At 52.7% G+C, this 16,690-nt stretch carries 15 protein-coding genes; 14 read left to right on the top strand and 1 reads right to left on the bottom strand.

The features are described from left to right. The first annotated feature begins 20 nt into the window (after positions 1-20). From C162_RS33500 to C162_RS33455, 10 genes are all read left to right on the top strand, one after another. Positions 21-710, top strand: coding sequence for a S1 family peptidase (locus C162_RS33500; RefSeq protein ID WP_036702329.1), 690 nt, complete (start codon positions 21-23; stop codon positions 708-710). Positions 711-876: 166 nt separating this feature from the next. Continuing rightward, positions 877-1,239, top strand: a complete 363-nt coding sequence (locus C162_RS33495) for a LytR/AlgR family response regulator transcription factor (RefSeq protein ID WP_036702328.1) — start codon at positions 877-879, stop codon at positions 1,237-1,239. Positions 1,240-1,325: 86 nt separating this feature from the next. Further along, positions 1,326-2,507, top strand: coding sequence for a MalY/PatB family protein (locus C162_RS33490; protein WP_036702326.1), 1,182 nt, complete (start codon positions 1,326-1,328; stop codon positions 2,505-2,507). Between the two features lie 246 nt (positions 2,508-2,753). Continuing rightward, on the top strand, positions 2,754-3,710 hold the full coding sequence (locus C162_RS33485; RefSeq protein WP_036702324.1) for a nucleoside hydrolase: 957 nt from the start codon (positions 2,754-2,756) through the stop codon (positions 3,708-3,710). A gap of 141 nt (positions 3,711-3,851) precedes the next feature. Beyond that, positions 3,852-5,102 (top strand): stalk domain-containing protein, encoded by a 1,251-nt coding sequence (locus C162_RS33480; protein ID WP_036702323.1) that lies wholly within the window; start codon positions 3,852-3,854, stop codon positions 5,100-5,102. Between the two features lie 160 nt (positions 5,103-5,262). Beyond that, a complete protein-coding gene (locus C162_RS33475) occupies positions 5,263-6,216 on the top strand; it encodes a radical SAM protein (RefSeq protein ID WP_036702321.1) in 954 nt (317 codons plus the stop codon). Between the two features lie 79 nt (positions 6,217-6,295). Then, positions 6,296-7,330, top strand: a complete 1,035-nt coding sequence (locus C162_RS33470) for a bile acid:sodium symporter family protein (protein ID WP_051494125.1) — start codon at positions 6,296-6,298, stop codon at positions 7,328-7,330. Positions 7,331-7,582: 252 nt separating this feature from the next. Further along, positions 7,583-9,616, top strand: coding sequence for a methyl-accepting chemotaxis protein (locus C162_RS33465; protein WP_036702320.1), 2,034 nt, complete (start codon positions 7,583-7,585; stop codon positions 9,614-9,616). 360 nt (positions 9,617-9,976) lie between these two features. Further along, a complete protein-coding gene (locus C162_RS33460; RefSeq protein ID WP_036702318.1) occupies positions 9,977-10,252 on the top strand; it encodes a CD3324 family protein in 276 nt (91 codons plus the stop codon). Positions 10,253-10,645: 393 nt separating this feature from the next. Continuing rightward, positions 10,646-11,635 carry a phosphotransferase enzyme family protein gene (locus C162_RS33455; protein WP_051494124.1) on the top strand — a complete coding sequence of 330 codons (990 nt, stop codon included), beginning with the start codon at positions 10,646-10,648 and terminating at the stop codon, positions 11,633-11,635. Here C162_RS33455 and C162_RS33450 read toward each other — a convergent pair. Continuing rightward, entirely contained in the window at positions 11,614-12,894 is a 1,281-nt protein-coding gene (locus C162_RS33450; RefSeq protein WP_036702315.1) for a histidine--tRNA ligase, read from the bottom strand. The two genes, C162_RS33455 and C162_RS33450, sit on opposite strands and share 22 nt — an antisense overlap. Positions 12,895-13,180: 286 nt before the next feature. Here C162_RS33450 and C162_RS33445 point away from each other — a divergent pair, with 286 nt between their 5' ends. The 4 genes from C162_RS33445 to C162_RS33430 all read left to right on the top strand — a co-directional run bounded on the left by C162_RS33445 (position 13,181) and on the right by C162_RS33430 (position 16,637). After that, the gene (locus C162_RS33445; protein WP_036702313.1) at positions 13,181-13,834 is read left to right on the top strand and encodes an HD domain-containing protein; all 654 of its coding nucleotides are present in this window, start codon (positions 13,181-13,183) and stop codon (positions 13,832-13,834) included. A gap of 90 nt (positions 13,835-13,924) precedes the next feature. Then, complete coding sequence (locus C162_RS33440; protein ID WP_036702312.1) at positions 13,925-15,376, top strand: DEAD/DEAH box helicase; 1,452 nt, start codon at positions 13,925-13,927, stop codon at positions 15,374-15,376. 198 nt (positions 15,377-15,574) lie between these two features. Next, entirely contained in the window at positions 15,575-16,234 is a 660-nt protein-coding gene (gene catA, locus C162_RS33435; protein WP_036702310.1) for a type A chloramphenicol O-acetyltransferase, read from the top strand. Between the two features lies 1 nt (position 16,235). Next, positions 16,236-16,637, top strand: a complete 402-nt coding sequence (locus C162_RS33430; RefSeq protein WP_036702308.1) for a hypothetical protein — start codon at positions 16,236-16,238, stop codon at positions 16,635-16,637. Positions 16,638-16,690: the final 53 nt, after the last annotated feature.

Raw genomic sequence — 16,690 nt, 5'->3', positions numbered from 1 at the left:
TAAGTAAAGGAGATCGGCGGATGAAAACAAAGCTGCTTGCCGTAAGCCTGGTCCTCTCATTGATCTCGGCGATACTCTTCTATTCAGACACCACCAGTGCAGATACACCTGAGGCGTTTAGCGCTGAACAAAGCTATGGAATAGCGAGTAAGGCGATCTTTTATCTGCGTGTGCTGAAAAGCGACGGTACTGCAAGCTCCACCGGAACAGGAATCATCCTGACTCCGGCCGGTACCGCAGCAACGGCGTATCATGTGGTCAAAAACGCACAGCGCATTGAAGGAGTCATGGCGGATGGCACGGTGATCAGTCCGATTAAAGTCATCAAGTCCGACGAGCTGAAGGATGTGGCCATCCTTGAACTGCCAAGTCCTGCCGCGATGAAGCAAAAGGATAATGCCTATGCTTATCTGCCGTTGCGGGGGGAGAAGCTGAGACATGGTGAAGCGGTGTATGCCCTCGGGTATCCGCTTAAGAATACAGCGATCATCACGGAGGGGATCGTCAACACTCCGGCAGCCGACATTAACGGCAGAAGCCGAATTCTAACCTCGGCCCAGGTGGCAAGCGGAATGTCCGGGGGGCCTCTGCTGGATACGCACGGCGAGCTGGCGGGTATCATCTCCGGTTCCCTGCGGACAATGAATAACATTCATTTGATTGTGAATATGGAGGATCTGCGCAGCCTGCTGCCAGCTTCCTTCAACTAAAAGCATTACCAGAAGCAGCTTACACTTGAGGCTGCAATATAATACCGACTATGGCTGTCCTTAAGCGTTTCTTGGCAAACGCGGGGACAGCAATTTTTTTACAAACAAGAATGTACAAGCTGCTTGATAATCGTAATGCATCCCTATGGAAGGAGGAGGAACCCGGGTGATTAAAGCCTATTTGCTGGATGTGAATCAGAAGGATCTCTATAAGCTGTCATCGATGCTTCAGCATACAGGCAAGGTAAATGTGATCGGCATGTCTGCTTATCCCGAGAATGTTGTGGACCGGATTGTCTTGCTGCAGCCCGATGTGCTGTTTCTGGATCTTCAGCTGCCCGGCCACCAAGGAGTCGTTGTAGCCGAGCTGGTGAAGAAAAGGCTGCCGGATATTCAGATTGTAGTGGTCACAGAGACGAAGCAGCATGCCCTGTGGGCCTTCGACCAGGACATTGTGGATTATGTGCTGAAGCCGCTGGAGGAGGTCCGGCTGGGCCAGTCTCTGGAGCGGCTGCGCAAGGGAAGCTGAAGCAGGCTGGCGGATGGAATCAGGATGCCGGATGTCTCTGCCCATGGTACAATGTACGGACAAGCAGAAAGGATGGGTGATTTTAGTTGAAGTATGATTTTAACCGTATCATTGACCGCCGCAATACCCGTTCCTACAAATGGGACCAGTCCGAGAAGCTGTTCGGAGACAAGGAGATTCTTCCGCTATGGGTGGCCGATATGGACTTTGCAAGCCCTCCTGCGGTACAGGAAGCGATTCTGCGCCGCGTACAGTCAGGAATATACGGCTACAGTGTGTCGGGCGACTCTTACAAAGCGGCAATTGCCGGCTGGTACCGCAGACGCCATGACTGGGAGATTCAGGAGGAGTGGATCTCTGATTCTCCGGGGATTGTAACCTCACTCAGCCTGTCTGTGGAGCTGTTCAGCCAGCCGGGGAATCAGGTGATTGTGCAATCGCCGGTCTACTATCCTTTCTATGATGTGATCCGGATGAATGACCGCAAGGTGGCGGTGAATCCGCTGAAGCTGGAAGCAGGCCGTTATGTCATGGACTACGCCCAGCTGGAAGAGCTGATGGCGGGTGGCGCGAAGCTGCTGCTGCTGTGTAACCCGCATAATCCGGGCGGCAGAGTATGGGAACGGGAGGAACTGTTGCGTCTCGGCGAGCTATGCCTGCGGTATGGGGTAACGGTGATCTCGGATGAGATTCATTGCGACATGATCATGCCCGGACACAAGCATATTCCGTTCGCTTCCTTGTCCCCGGAGCTGTCTGACATTACGCTGACCACACTGGCGGCTACCAAGACCTTCAATCTGCCGGGTCTGCAGACCTCATATATCGTCACCTCCAGCCCGGAGCTGAAACAGAAGTTCGATTATAAAATTAAGACGCTTAGCCTGCACATGTCGGCATTCTTCTCGCCAGAGGCTGTGGAAGCGGCATATAACGAAGGGGAAGAATGGCTGGATGAGCTGATCCTGCACATTAACGGCAACGCTCACTACGCCATCTCCTATCTGGCCGGGCATCTTCCGCAGGTGAAGCCGATGCAGCTGGAAGCCACCTATCTGCTGTGGACCGACTGCCGGGCCCTCGGACTCGATGCAGACGGGCTCAAGCAGCTGATGTACCGTGAGGCTAAGGTGGCATTTAACGAAGGTTCGGTCTTCGGACTGGAAGGCCAAGGCCATCTGCGGATCAATCTGGCCTGCCCGCGTTCCGTGCTGGTTGAAGCGCTGGAGCGGTTCACTGGGGCGGCGGCCGCTTATGTAACCCGATAATATGTAATGAAGAATCCGTCGCCTGATGAGGCTGGCGGATTCTTTATTTAAATATAAGAATTTATATGTTTCACACGATACATTATCCTTCTATTTCTCGCTGAAACGGATACCGTCCTCTTAAGGATGGCGTAGCCGTTTCTGCTTGTGTGCAAACCATATTGAGCCGCAGGTAACCCCATGTTAAGATGAGCAGTGCGACTAAGCCTAGAGAGCAAAGTTAATATAGGGAGTGGAGAAATAGAGATGAGTAACAGCACAACTAGAATCATCATCGATTGTGACACAGGAATAGACGATGCACTGGCCATATTGTATGCGCTCCGGGCACCGGGGGTAGTGGTCGAGGGGATTACAACGGTGTTCGGCAACATTGATGTGCAGCAGGCGGCGGAGAATACGCTGCGGCTGCTTGAGCTTGCGGCTCCGGGCTATGAAATCCCGGTAGCGCTGGGAGCTTCCCGGGCGCTGGTGCGTGAGCTAACCGGCTTCTCCACCCATGTTCACGGGGAGAATGGCATTGGCGGCGTTCAGCTGCCACCCTCCCGGCAGGTGCCGGTGCAAGAGACGGCGGCAGAGTTCATCGTGCGGATGGCAGATTCGAATCCGGGAGAACTGGTCCTGGTGACGCTCGGACGGCTGACGAACCTGTCGCTGGCCCTGGATCTGGACCCGCAGCTGACCTCCAAGCTGAAGAAGGTAGTAGTTATGGGCGGTACGGTCTTTAAGCCGGGCAACGTTACGCCGGTAGCCGAGGCCAATCTGTGGGGCGACCCGGAAGCGGCTGACCGTGTATTCACTTCAGGACTGCCTGTAATGATGATCGGGCTGGATGTGACACTTCAGACGCGGATCACTTCAGAGCATGTGGAGCTGCTGAGGCGGCATGGACGGGAAGAGAATAAGGCGGTCATTGACTTTATGGAAGAGTCGCTGGCGTATTATTTTAAATTTTACCGCGAGGCGAACTATCTCATTAACAGCGCTCCGCTGCATGATCCGCTGGCCCTGATGGCTGCCTTGCAGCCGGATCTGGTAACCTGCCGCCGGATGAAGGTCCGTGTAGAGCATCAGGGGGCGTTCACCTCCGGTATGGTCGTAGCAGACTTGCGGGCACAGCCCAAAGAAGGAGAATTCATCGAAGTGGCTGTAGAGGTGGATGCTGAACGGGCTGTTGGTGTCTTTTTGGGCGTGTTCATGTAGGTGTAAGGAGAACCCCGGACGGGTGAATCTGCAATGGTTACAATCTCTTCATTTGCTATATTTATCTAGTTTGCTAGAATAGTAGGGGATGTAAGGTTGAGAGATTCACAATCTATCTAAGAGGATGGGGAACTTACTTATATGAAGCATTTGGCCAAAATAGTATTATGCGCAGCGATCTCACTCGGCAGCCTCTCGGTACTTCCGGCAAGTGCGGTCCATGCTGCACCTGCGGGTGTCAGTATCATGCTGGACGGTTATCCGTTGCCGTTCCCGGTAGAGCCGGTGATGATGAACGGAACGACCATGGTGCCCTTCCGCGCCATCTCTGAAGCCCTGGGCATTCAGGTGGAATGGGATCAGAAGGCCCGCAAAATCACTGCCACCCGGAAGGCCGCAGCTGGTGCCGCTCCAACTGTAGTCGTCCTGACGCTCGGCAGCAAAAATGCCGTCGTGAACGGGGCGGTAGTGAAGCTGGAAGTAGCGCCGCAGGATATCCGCGGAACGACGATGCTGCCGCTCAAATTCTTCAGCCAGCAGTTCGGGGCGGCAGCCTCCTGGGATCAGGCGTCCAAGACCGTGTCCATCACCTCCCCGAAGCGGGACATGTATACCTTAGGCTTCTACGCACAGAAGGCGTACAGTGAGGTCTCGCTTATTCCAAGCTTTGATGCGGTTGCTTTTGGCTGGGCGCGGATTGACAAGGACGGCCAGTTCACCACCACAGGCAAGGATTTCTGGTGGCCGGAGGCGGCAGGCGAGGTTACGCCGGAGTCGATTGTGCAGAATGCGGCGGCGGGAGGGACCGCTCCCTACCTGATGGTCTATTCCAGTGACTCAACACTTGAGCTGAGCAAGAATCTAGAGGACCCGCAGCTTCAGCAGCAGACGATTGCCAGTATTGTCGATTTGGCCTCGCAGAAGGGATTTAAGGGCATCGGACTGGATCTTGAAGGACTGGGGCTGACGGGGGATAAGGCCCTGGTGCAGAGTCAATATAACGCTTTTGTCAAAAATCTCTCCACAGCCGCCCGCGCCGCCAGCCTCAAGCTGACCGTCATTCTGCATCCGCTGAACAGCTCCTACAAGGGGTATGATTATAAGACGCTGGGGACACTTGCGGACGATCTGGTTATCATGGCTTACGCCTATGAAGGGGAGACTGGGCCGGAGCCGATGAATAAGGTCGATGAGAGCATCCGCCTGGCCTTGAAGCAGGTCAGCAAGGAGAAGCTGATTCTCGGGATATCGGTCTACAGTGAGAACGAAGCCTCCGTCAATGCCAAGATCGGCCTGGCTAAGCGTTACGGCCTTAAGGGAATTGCGATCTGGCGTCTGGGGATCATCGGCCAGCCGGTGCTGAGCCGGATGGGAGAAGCTATCGAGCTGTAATAGGTACATCTATTAATGAAGACTGCCGTATGGTGAGCCTTAACCCATGCGGCAGTCTTTTTGCAAATATCAAATGTCACATTAACCTCGCGGGCTTACCTGTATAATTCTATAGTTAACTTATTGCGAATGTTTGCACATCCAAGGAGGACTATAGAATATGAGTACAAAATATAAAGCACTGGAACTGGATAAGCCGATGACGTATGAGCTGGAAGGGCTGGAAGTCGGCGTGACCTCGAACTGCAATTTCCGCTGTGATTACTGCTGCGCTTACAATAGAAATGACGGCCAGACCCTTGACGGTAAGGAGGTCATCCGCATTCTGGAGGAGCTGCCTAATCTGAAGCGTGTGCGCCTGTCAGGCGGAGAGGTTACACTGAAGTTTCAGGATTGCGTGGAGATTGTCGCCTACTGTACCTCCAGGGGCATTCAGACCCAACTCAACTCGAACGGCAGTCTGCTGAATGAGCAGCGGATCGGACAACTGGTGGACGCAGGTCTGACGACGATTCATATTTCTTTTAATTTCACCACGGCTGAGGGCTTCTCGCGGTATTATAATATTCATCCGAGTATCTACCACAAAATTAGAGAGAACATCACCATGTTCGCCAAAACAAATGTGAATGTCGTCCTGGAGACGCTGCTGTTCAATGAGACGCAGGACCATATGCAGGAAATCAGCGAGCATGTCTACTCTATGGGCGTAAGAACGCATGAAATCCAGAATAGTATTATCATGGGACATACCGGCTGGAAGGCGATTGCCGCCCGGGAACAGCTGAAGAATGCCGTCAATGAGCTGATTGCGCGGAAGCCGGCGGATACCACCCTCTACTTCACCTGTATGGACCGGTTCATGGACGCAATGGGCTTCGAGGAGCAGCCGGGCGTCTATTTCCCGCATTGCATTGAAGGGATGAAGCAGCTTCATCTGCACGGCAACGGCGACATTCTGATCTCCGAGCTGTGCCACCCGGTCATTATCGGCAATATCTATAACGGAACGTCACTGAAGGACTTGTACAGCAACATGCCGGCACCGCTGTCGGACTATCTGGAGAAACGGCCTTGCCCGGCGCTGGACGCTTTGTTCCCGCAAGGAGTATAGCTCATTTACCGGATCTGGCAGCAGAGAGAGTCAGTGCAGCGGTGTATGATGGCATAGTTAACATGGAGGGATGAGAACCATGCTTGGTGCAGTAAGACGCGGATTAATATCATCCAACCGTGTGCTGGAGCGGATCATGCCGCTGCTAACACCCGCAGCCATCGTAGTTGGCGTGCTTAATGAGGTGTCCCTGCTTCCTTTAACGTGGCTGGTGCCTTGGATCTTCGCCGGTATGACGCTGATCGGCAGTTTGAAATCGAATTTCCGGGATCTGCTAGCCGTGCTGGTCAAGCCGCAGAAGCTGATTATTCTGCTGGTTATCCTGCACGTTGTAATGCCGCTGATCGGCTGGCTGGCCGCGATGCTGTTCTTCCCGGGCGATCCTTATACGGTTACAGGGTATGTGCTGCTGTTCGCGATTCCAACCGGGGTGGTCAGTGTAGTCTGGGTATCCATGCATGGCGGGAATATTGCACTTACGCTGGCTCTGATCCTGATTGATACGCTGTTATCGCCATTGATTGTACCGGCTACCTTATATGTCCTGATGGGGGCAAGCGTACAGATGGACGCCGGTGAGATGATGCGGGGCCTGCTCTGGATGGTGGTGCTCCCCTCCGTAGCGGGAATGCTGCTGAATCAATTCAGCAAAGGCAAGATCAGTGCTGCCTGCGGGCCACCGCTGGCCCCGTTCGTCAAGGTGGGCTTGTTCACGGTGGTGTCAATCAACGGTGCCAGCATTGCCCGGTACCTGAAGCATCCGGACGGCAAGCTCGTTCTAATTATCGCGGTTACCTTCGTTACGGTTGCGCTCGGCTATGTTATTGGAGCATTCGTCTCGCGCCGCCTCCATTATGACCATGAGAGCTCCGTGGCCGTGCAGTTCAACTCCGGCATGCGTAATCTCAGTGCAGGCGCAGTATTGGCTGTTAGCTACTTCCCGCCAGCCGTGGCGCTGCCTGTGATCTCCGGTATGCTGTTCCAGCAGATTCTGGCTGCCTGTACCGGCATGTTCATCCGCAGCAGGGTGAGACGGCGGCAGCAGGCTGATCTGCTGGCTGACGGGCTCGTCGCTCCAGCTTCATCCGACATTCGCAGATCTCTTACTAAATAGAATGTGTGTATATGAACCCGCTTTTCCTGTTTATGCCGTAGTCTGCGGCGGTACCGGAGGGCGGGTTTTGTAGTGTTTGGAATGAAATGTAATTTTCATGCTGTCATTCGACAAAAAGTGATAATATTACTGAAAATGCTACAAGGAATATTCATTATTTTCGAGGGAAATCCGATAATAATTGTAATAAAGTAAGCTATTTGGCTGATTAGAAGCTAGAGGATAAGAAAAGGGTGGAAGGAAGTAGAAATCATGAAGATTCGTATGAAGCTATCGGTTATGATGATTGTCGTTACACTTATTTCTACAGCATTAATGGGGATTTTTACGTACACTAAATCCACGGGCACCATCATGAATCTGACCGAATCCTCCATGGAGCAGGCTAACACCAACAAAGCGCAGACCATTGCCGCCATGATTGATAAAGAGAAGCGGAGTATGCAGCTGGTTGCCGGGGACAGCGAGATTGTGCAGCTTCTGACCCAGGCTGGTAATAACGGCTTGAGCGGCGGGAATCCCCTGCAGAGTCAAGTGAATGTGAAGCTTCAGGGTCTGGTGAAGGATGCAGGCAACCTGGAGCATATGTTTGTGGTTGATCTGAAGGGAACGGCGGTAGCGGACAGCGATACCAAGCTGGTCGGCGCCAACTTCAGCGATAGAAATTATACGAAGAATGTCTTGAAGACCGGGATGCCTGTAATCAGCGAGACGCTGAAGTCTAAGTCAACAGGGGCCTATATTCTGGCTTTTGTCCATCCGGTGATGAGTGGGGAGAAGATGGTCGGATTCGTCGCTTCGGCAGTCAGGGCGGACAGTCTGGTGACTTATCTGGCAGATGCCAAGGTGGCGGGTGCGCCTTCCTCTTATGCTTACTTGGTGGATGAAACGGGGAATACGCTGTATCATCCCAACGAGAAGAAGATAGGTTCACTGGTGGAGAACGAATCCATCAAAGCCGTGGTCGAGCGGGTGAAGGCGGGGGAGAGCGTTGCGGATGGCATTGTGGAATATACCTTCAATGGGGCCAAGAAAAAAGCGGCCTACACCGTGCTCCCGGAGACGAAATGGACCTTGGTGCTGAGCGGAGATGTGGACGAGGTGCTGCAGCCGGTGAACGAGATGACGAACTTCATTATGCTGCTCGGCCTGGGAAGCCTGCTGCTCACCCTGCTGATTGGGACTACAGTGGCTACCCGTATCTCCTCGCCGATCATCAAGCTCACGGAGCTGGTGAACCGCACGGCAGAGCTGGATCTCAAGTATGATAATCAATATGAATATTTGACTAAAAATAAAGACGAGACAGGAACTATCGCCAAGGCTATGTTCCGTACCCGTGCGGCGCTGCGTGAGATGGCGGGCAGTCTGATTGCAATCTCCTCCAAGGTGCTGGATAATGCCGAGACGCTGGAGAAGCTGTCGAACGAGGTCAGAGAGAATGCGCATGATAATTCAGCCACGGCAGAAGAGCTGTCCGCAGGGATGGAGGAGACGGCGGCTTCTACCGAGGAGATGACGGCGGCCATTCACGAGACCCTGAGTAATGTCAGAGTGATCAGCGCTAAGGTAAAAGAAGGCTCCGGGGTATCGGGCCAAATTACGCAGCGGGCCCTGGAGCTTCAGCATGATGCAGTGACGTCCACAGAGAACGCGAAGCAGATCTACAGCTCCGTCCGTAGTGAGATGCAGCAGGCCATTGAGCAGTCAGAAGCGATCCATGAGATCAACGTATTGGCCGATACGATTCTCTCTATTACAAGCCAGACCAACCTTCTGGCCCTGAATGCAGCGATTGAAGCCGCGCGGGCAGGTGAGGCGGGCCGGGGCTTCGCTGTGGTGGCCGGGGAGATCCGCAAGCTGGCAGAGAAGTCCTCCGAGACGGCCTCAGGCATTCAAGAGGTTGTGCGGAATGTGTATGCCTCCGTGGAGCAGATGACCCGGCATTCCGAGGCCGTGCTGAGCTTCATTGACCGCAATGTGCTGGGCGATTATGAGCGCCTGACCGAGGTCAGCCAGCAGTACAATGATGATGCTTCCACGATTAACGGGCTGATGAACCAGTTCGAGGCGGCGGCCGATCACCTGAACGAGACCGTCTCCAGCATCGCCATCGCTGTCAATGAGGTGGCGGCTACCGTGAACGAGGGAGCCATCGGGGTGCAGGATATCGCCGAGAAGACGGCGGATATTGTGGAGAAGACCTTCCATGAAGCCACAATGGCCGACGAGAATACGCAGAGTGCTAAGGAAATGCAGCAGCTGGTTGAGAAATTCAAAATCTAAAATTCGTTTCAGCAGATCTTTATCTGGGCTTCATCTGTTTTTAAGCTTGAGGGGGTATAGTACTCACATACCCCCCTTTAATATAACTTTTGGCCCCGCCGGACGCTGGCGGGGTCCCTTTTTTTTGAAAGACCGGAGACTGGTATGCTATAGTCAATATAAGCTATGTTAGATACTGGAAGGAGGACGCATCATGACAAGATTAATGCTCAGCTCTACGCAAAGTCTATGGATCAACAGACAGCGGTTATTGTGTAGAGCGGATAGCTATTCTCCGCTGCAACGTTTGGCCGGATAAGGTTCTGTGCTATAGACTTTGCTGCCTTGATAAGTTGAATAACTTAAGAGGAGCGGAGCTATATGAAATATGTAAATGCAGACCTGGTATTACCACAGCAGCTGCTGCAGGAGGTTCAAAAATATATGCAGGGCGGGATGCTCTATATCCCTAAGCCCCAGGGACAGCGCAAGCGGTGGGGGGAGAATTCAGGCGGCAGATCCTACTTAAGCGCCCGGAACCAGTCCATTCGTGAGCATTATGCCAGCGGACTAAGCGTAACCGAGCTGGCGGAGCAATTCTGCCTGTCGGGCGACAGCATCAAGAAGATTGTGTATGGAAGCAAGCAGAGAGGATAGAGGTCTTAGGGCGCGCAACCTTAAGGCCTATGATGTTCACCCCGAGAGCTGGCTTCGATTGCATTATGTACACTAGATTCCTCTAAAACCCCTCGAAAAATAGCATCTGCTGCACTCTGTACAGTAGAATTTTGCACAGGCGGAATTTTGGAGCATAAATGCAGAAATCTAGTGTATGAAATACAATCGCAGCGTTCATAGACAAGCGCCCACGCCTGGCACTCAAGCTGATCCACACTTAACAAAGAAGGCTGTCCCAAGAAGTCGTGTCATGACTCTTGGAGCAGCCTTTTCTTTTTGTGCAAAAGTCAGGTTATACCTGTCTATTATCTATGTCCGCCGCCTCCGCCGACCCTATAATGAATGTAGACATTCATAGGAGGAGACAGGCAGATGACAATAGAAACAGCAACAAGAAATATAGTATTCCGGGCGCTCAAGGCATACGAATTAGTTTGGACAAAAATTGAATATATAAAGGAATCCGATAGTATCACGTTCAAGATAGAGACGGAAAACAAGCAGAAGCTGCTGCTGCGGATTCATGGCGGACGGTGCAGCCGGGAGGAGATTCTGTCGGAGCTGGAATGGCTCAGACATCTCAGTCAGACAGCAGACCTGATTGTTCCTGAAGGGCTGCCCGATTCAAGCGGCAGTTATATTCTGGAGACTAGAAGTGAAGCTGGCGGTGAAGCACAGCCACTTAACTATGTTACCCTCATGCGCTGGGTCGAAGGGGAGCATTCAGAGGGCAATCTGCTGGATGAGCAGCTCTACGCTGTAGGCGTTATGCTGGCCGGGATACATGAGGCGGGCAAACAGTTTGTTCCCTCTGGAGAGTTCACCCGTCCGGTATGGGGAGCAGACAGCTTTCGTAAGGAGTGGGACAAGCTGGAGAAGCACCATGAACTTATGGTCCCGGAAGCTTGGTGGAAGCTTTATCAGGCGGCTGCCGTGAAGATCCCGGGTGAACTCAATGCTATGGCGCCGGACCCCGGTAACTATGGTCTGATTCACGGTGATTTGCACGGCGGGAATGTGGTGTTCGCTGCAGGCAAGCCGCGTGCCATCGATTTCGGCCGCTGCGGCTACGGCTTCTACCTCTATGATCTGGCAGCTGCTCTGCTGGAGCTGTCCCCGGAGCAGCGCAGGAGCCTGATCGGGGGCTATAGCAGCGTCCGTGCGCTGGAGCCGGATTACGAACGGAAGCTGGAATGCTTCTTCATTATGATCATGATCGGGAACTACAGCCACCACATCTCTAATCCAGACGAACTCCCCAGCTTGAGGGAGGAGCAGACGTATGCACTGGCCTATCTTAGAGAGTATCTGGCGGACTCCAGGTTTCTGTTCGATAGAATTCAGCCCATCGAAATCAACTGAACCGCCTCCGCCGCTGTAACCAGTTCCTCGCTCCCCAGCTCCATATCCTTCAGCCGCAGCTTCTGCACTGCGGCTTCGCTCTCTCCGACCATGATCACGTAGCGGATGCCTTTGGCTGAAGCTGCGGCCAGCGTTTTTTTGAGCCTGCGCAAGCCGCTGTCTACGGTGGTGCGGATGCCGGCGGACCGCAGGCTAGCTGCAGCGATGAGAGCCTGCGGCATATACCCGCCTACAGGAACGACCAGAACGCCGGAGCGGTCTGCCGGTTCTGCCGGGCGCTCGTCCAGTAGGGCCATGATCGACTCCATTCCGAAGGAGATCCCCACGGTAGGATATTCTATATCATCACGCCCCACAAGCTTGCCGATGATCGCATCATATCTGCCTCCACCGCCCAGACTGGACGTATAACTGCCTGTGGCATCGAAGATTTCATAGACCGTTCCCGTGTAGAACGACAGCCCGCGTGACAGAAAAGGATCGAAGACGCACACATCCGCAAGTCCAACTGCATCAATCAGCTGCTGCAAGGCAAGCACTTCGAGCGTGCCGGGCTGCCCTTCCAGCTTATGCCGCTCCACCAGTTCCGCGAATCCCGGGTTCGCCAGCTCAAGCAGCTCCGAGATTAGCGTAACCGTCTGAGCGGTTAGCTGTTTGTCCGTCAGCTCAGCCAGCACCCCGGCGCTGCCGATCTTGGCCAGCTTGTCGAGGGTCAGCATCACGGAGAGCTGCTCCTGCTGCGGAACACCGACTGCACCCAGAATCTCGCCGAGGAAGCGGCGGTTGTTCCACTTCAGCATCACTGGAATTTCCAGTCTGCGGAACACCTCTGCGACGAGCTGCATCAGCTCTGCTTCCGCCTGCGGTCCGGCAATGCCGACGACATCGGCGTCACATTGCAGGAATTCGCGCAGTCGGCCTTTTTTGACCGGACCATCCCGGAACACCTTGCCGATCTCATACCGCCGGTAGGGGAATTCAATCCCCGGATTTAAGGCAATCACCTTGGCAAAAGGAATCGTCAGATCGTACCGCAGCCCCAGCCTGCGCCCGCCCTGATCGGCCAGCTTGTACATTTCGCGCAGAATCTCATCGCCTCCGGCGTATTTGGAGGTCAGCAGCTCCAGCTCATTCAGCAGGGTCGTCTCCATCGGCTCGAAGCCGTACAGCTCGAACAGCTCCTGCAGCGTAGTCCGTACCTTCTGGCGGATGGCTTGTTCCCGGCCGAAGTAATCATAAGTTCCTTTAATATTTTGCATCCTAAGCAGCTCCCTTGAATATGAATTCGGTGAAAATAAAAAACGCGCCGGACCTCATGGTCCCGCGCGCTTATCTATGCCGCAGGGAGGTCAAACGCGAAATGCGTTAGCCCGCCCTGAATCAATTCAGGTGTGCTAACGCTGCTTGTGATGATGAAGTTGATTCGTTATGATGGACAAGCGGTTCATGTGAATCAATTCCTTTCCATCTGGATTACAGCACATTATAGCGGATCAGGAGCAGCGGCGCAAGACCTGCATTATTTATCACGAAGGAGCAAACCTAATGAGTGATACACAGCTGATCACAGCAGCGGAGAATTTCGCCAAAGAACAATTAGGAAGGGACACCACCGGACATGACTGGTTTCATACCAATCGGGTGCGGAATACGGCAGCCCTGATTGCCGGAATGGAAGGGGCGAATGTGGTGATCTGTTCGATAGCCGCCCTGCTGCATGATGTAGCAGACGAGAAGCTGAATCCTTCCAAGGAGGCGGGGCTGCTCAAGGTGAGTGACTGGCTGGACAGACATCTGCCGGATGAAGCTGCTCGTAAGCATATTATGGAGATTATTGCCACGATGTCCTTCAGCGGCGGCGGGGGCGAGCCCATGTCAACGCTGGAAGGGCAGGTGGTCCAGGATGCGGACCGTCTGGATGCGCTGGGGGCTATCGGCATTACGCGGACCATGGTCTTTTCGGGAGCCAAGGGCCGTCCGGTCTATGATCCGCAGCTCCCTCCGCGTGACGAATCGCTGCAGAAGGAATACCGGGACTATTCCAAGGGGACAGCGGTCAACCATTTTTATGAGAAGCTGCTGAAGCTGAAGGATCTGATGAACACCGCTTACGGCAGGCAGCTTGCAGAGGAGCGGCATCAGTTCATGCTTAGTTTTTTGGAGCAATTCTATAAGGAATGGAATCAAGGGGCAGAGTAGCTGTTATAATGAAGGTATGCGCAAGATGGATGGAACGCGGGAGATCCCGCCTGAACCGGAACAATCGGCATAGAAGAGGTAGAATATAATATGAGTGAAGTACAAGTACAGTTTAGTGATTATGGTCTGGATGAGGAGATTATCCGTGCGCTGGAGGTTCTGAAGTACACGGACCCTACAGAGGTGCAGCGGAAGGTTATTCCGGTGGCGCTGAAGGCGCAGGATTTGATCGTCAAGTCCCAGACCGGCAGCGGCAAAACCGCAGCATTCGCCATCCCGCTCTGCGAGCTGGCCGATTGGGCGGAGAACAAACCCCAGGCGCTGGTGCTGACCCCCACCCGGGAGCTGGCCCAGCAGGTACGAGAGGATATTACGAACATCGGGCGCTTCAAGCGGATCAAGGCGGTAGCGCTGTTCGGCAAGCAGCCGTTCGCCCCGCAGAAGCTGGAGCTGACCCAGAAGACACATGTCGTTGTAGGCACGCCGGGCCGTGTATTCGATCATATTGAGCGCGGTACGCTGAACCTGAGCCGCATTCAATATCTGGTGATCGACGAAGCGGACGAAATGCTCAGCATGGGCTTCATCGAGCAGATCGAGAAGATTATTAAGCAGTTGCCCAAGGAACGTGTAACGATGCTGTTCTCGGCGACACTGCCGGATGTGATCAAGAATCTGTGCCGGAAGTATATGACGGACCCGGTGGACATTGAGATTGAAGCCAGCGGAATTACGACAGCATCGATTGAGCATGCACTGATTGAGGTTGTACAAGCTGCCAAGTTCGGGTTGCTAAGCGATCTGCTGACGGTGGAGAACCCGGATAGCTGTATTATTTTTTGCCGGACCCAGGAGCAGGTGAACGCCCTCTTCCGCGGGATGGCTGACCTCGAATATCCGGTGGACAAGATCCACGGCGGCATGGAGCAGGACGAGCGGTTCGAGGTAATGAATGCCTTCAAGCGCGGCCAGTTCCGTTATCTGATCGCCACCGACGTTGCAGCCAGAGGAATTGATATCGAGAACATCACCCATGTCTTTAACTACGATATCCCGCTGGAAAAAGAGAGCTACGTCCACCGCACCGGCCGCACCGCGCGCGCAGGCAAAAGCGGCAAAGCGATCACCTTCGTGACTCCAAACGAACACAAATGGGTCAGAGAAATCGAAGGCTATATCGGCTTCAGCCTGCCCGTCATGAAGGCTCCTTCAGACGATGCCGTGGCCTATGCCAAACCGGCCTTCGACCAGAAGTTGGGCAAGCAGCAGGTCCGCAAAACGGGCAAAACCGAGGTCATGAACCAGGACATCATGAAGCTGTATTTCAATGGCGGCAAGAAAAAGAAGCTCCGCGCGGTGGACTTTGTCGGCACCATTGCGAAGCTTGAGGGCATTACGGCTGAGGACATCGGGATCATCACGATTCAGGATAATGTGACCTACGTCGATATTCTGAACGGTAAGGGACCGCTTGTACTCCAGACGATGAAGGAGACCACGGTCAAGGGCAAGCTGCTGAAATGTCATATTGCCAAGAAATAAGCCGGAGCTGCTGCTATTGCAGCCGGGTATCGAACGCTGTCACACTGGGTAACAAGGCCGGGGTGACAGCGTTTTTTTGAAATAGTGATGTATGATACAATAATATGAACTCTTTTTAAAGGATGGGCTTCTAATGAAGAAAGCAGACAAGTCAGCCTCCTAAATTCAGTTTACACAAACATTTAGGAGGCATAGCCAATGATTTTTAATCTGATTGATAGGGATAACTGGAAGAGACAAGAGATCTTTAATCATTATCTGAACCAGGGTACGACCTTTAGCCTGACAGCAGAAATCGAGATTAGCGTTTTATACCGAATAATAAAACAACAAGAATATAAGCTGTATCCTGCCCTTCTATTCTTAATGACCCGTGTGGTCAACTCCAATATTGCGTTCAGAATGGGATACAATTGTACGGGGGAATTAGGGTATTGGGACAAGGTAGACCCGCTGTATACAATTGCCGACAGTGTCTCAGAATCCTTTTCGGCGATTTGGACGGCGGGCACGAATGATTTCAAAGCGTTCCATGTTGCTTATGTTTCTGATGTGGAGAATTATAAGGATTCCGGGAGATTGTTCCCTAAGACACCTATACCTGAGCATACCTTTTCTGTATCTATGATTCCGTGGACTTCCTTTACGGGATTTAACCTGAATATCAGCAATAACGGGAATTACCTTCTGCCCATTATTACCGCAGGTAAATTCACGACCACAGGCGATTCAATATACCTGCCACTGTCGTTGCAAGTCCATCATGCAGTCTGTGACGGCTATCATGCAGGATGGTTCATGAACGAGGTCCAGGCCATGGCAGATCGTGCTGAGGAATGGATTGACGGAGGTTGTTAATTTGGCTAAATTACAAGACTATTATAAGAATGATAAATCTTTGAATATAGAATTTGTCTATCGTGATAAGAGACCTGATCAGGGCTGTAAGTTTATCGTTACAATTACAGAGAATAGAAGCATCGTTGTGAGTGAAGTAGGGTGGACGAATTTTACATTAAATAAATTTGTTGAGATGCTTAATAATTTCCCGATGGATATATATAATGGTTATTTTTCGCATTATGACGAATCCTTTGAGTGGAAATGGATAGAACAATCCGATCATCAACAGTTGTTTCTAATCACCGTTTTTACTGCGGGCGATGGATTTTCTTACACCAGTAGTATTCAAGAGATTAGAGCCCTTGGTGCAGCGATCCTTGAGGAAATTAATTATGCACCACATTTTGATTCAAAATAAAGAAACCTTCCGGTATACGGCTTAAGCCGCATTTCGGAAGGTTTTTAGTTTGA

This window comes from Paenibacillus sp. FSL R7-269, assembly GCF_000517865.1.
GTDB lineage: Bacteria > Bacillota > Bacilli > Paenibacillales > Paenibacillaceae > Paenibacillus_AQ.
The sequence above is the reverse complement of the archived record's forward strand: the minus strand, read 5'-3'. Positions and strand labels throughout refer to the sequence as shown.

Excerpts from the sequence above, each read along its gene's own strand:
- C162_RS33500 (WP_036702329.1), top strand. The coding sequence starts at position 21 with ATGAAAACAAAGCTGCTTGCCGTAAGCCTGGTCCTCTCATTGATCTCG.
- C162_RS33485 (WP_036702324.1), top strand. The coding sequence starts at position 2,754 with ATGAGTAACAGCACAACTAGAATCATCATCGATTGTGACACAGGAATA.
- C162_RS33480 (WP_036702323.1), top strand. The coding sequence starts at position 3,852 with ATGAAGCATTTGGCCAAAATAGTATTATGCGCAGCGATCTCACTCGGC.
- C162_RS33475 (WP_036702321.1), top strand. The coding sequence starts at position 5,263 with ATGAGTACAAAATATAAAGCACTGGAACTGGATAAGCCGATGACGTAT.
- C162_RS33470 (WP_051494125.1), top strand. The coding sequence starts at position 6,296 with ATGCTTGGTGCAGTAAGACGCGGATTAATATCATCCAACCGTGTGCTG.
- C162_RS33465 (WP_036702320.1), top strand. The coding sequence starts at position 7,583 with ATGAAGATTCGTATGAAGCTATCGGTTATGATGATTGTCGTTACACTT.
- C162_RS33460 (WP_036702318.1), top strand. The coding sequence starts at position 9,977 with ATGAAATATGTAAATGCAGACCTGGTATTACCACAGCAGCTGCTGCAG.
- C162_RS33455 (WP_051494124.1), top strand. The coding sequence starts at position 10,646 with ATGACAATAGAAACAGCAACAAGAAATATAGTATTCCGGGCGCTCAAG.
- C162_RS33450 (WP_036702315.1), bottom strand. The coding sequence starts at position 12,894 with ATGCAAAATATTAAAGGAACTTATGATTACTTCGGCCGGGAACAAGCC.
- C162_RS33445 (WP_036702313.1), top strand. The coding sequence starts at position 13,181 with ATGAGTGATACACAGCTGATCACAGCAGCGGAGAATTTCGCCAAAGAA.
- C162_RS33440 (WP_036702312.1), top strand. The coding sequence starts at position 13,925 with ATGAGTGAAGTACAAGTACAGTTTAGTGATTATGGTCTGGATGAGGAG.
- catA (WP_036702310.1), top strand. The coding sequence starts at position 15,575 with ATGATTTTTAATCTGATTGATAGGGATAACTGGAAGAGACAAGAGATC.